The 813-nt window shown below is 35.4% G+C and carries 1 protein-coding gene; it reads left to right on the forward strand.

The window, feature by feature from the left end:
* Nucleotides 1-676: site-2 protease family protein (locus tag ACFIK8_RS10855; RefSeq protein WP_375669432.1), on the forward strand; the 676-nt coding region annotated here is incomplete at its 5' end.
* Nucleotides 677-813: the final 137 nt, after the last annotated feature.

The raw sequence follows: 813 nt of genomic DNA on the forward strand, positions 1-813 counted from the left end.
TGGTTTAGGATTAGGCGATCGTTTTATTGAAATGGATGGTCGACCGGTTGAAAGTTTTGAGGATTTGAGAAATTATGTGAAATTTCATGGCGGAGATCCTATAGAATTTAAAATGGAACGCATGGGGCAGGTATTTACGACTGTGATTACACCAAAAGTGAGTGAGCGAGATGATGGATTTGGTAATCGGGTTCAAAGTGGAGTGATAGGTGTCGGTGTTCCTGTTGATCCAGAGAATCCTCAGCGTTTAGATCAAGCTTATCTAAAACATGTTCACTACAGTTTTAGCAAAGCTGTAAGAGAAGCATCAGATCGTTCCGTGTTTATTGCTAGCCAAACAATTTTTTTTATAAGTCGTTTAATAAGGGGAAAAGAAGATCATTGTCAGTTAAGTGGTCCTTCTAAGACGGTTAAGATTGCTTGGCAAGTAAGTGAAACAGGTTTTATCTCTTTGTTGAATTTTACTGCTTTTCTTTCGATAGGTGTTGGACTTATTAATCTTTTTCCAATTCCTCCACTTGATGGTGGGCATTTGTTGTTTCATGTGGTTGAAATCATTGCTGGGAAGCCAATATCAGCTAAAATCCGAGAAATTATTTTTCGCTTAGGTTTCTTCATTTTTCTCCTATTTATGATTTTTGCGTTCTTTAATGATTATTTTTGTTGGTTTAGCTAATTAAATTATGGAAAACATTTTACAAATTAGGTAATAGTAAAAAATATAAATTAAAAGTCGTTTACCATATCCACAAAATATTGTGGCATCGTGCGCTATAATTAGTATTAGTATAAGGGGTGGAAAGTCTCGCTGTG

The organism is Bartonella sp. MR168JLCBS (assembly GCF_042194175.1).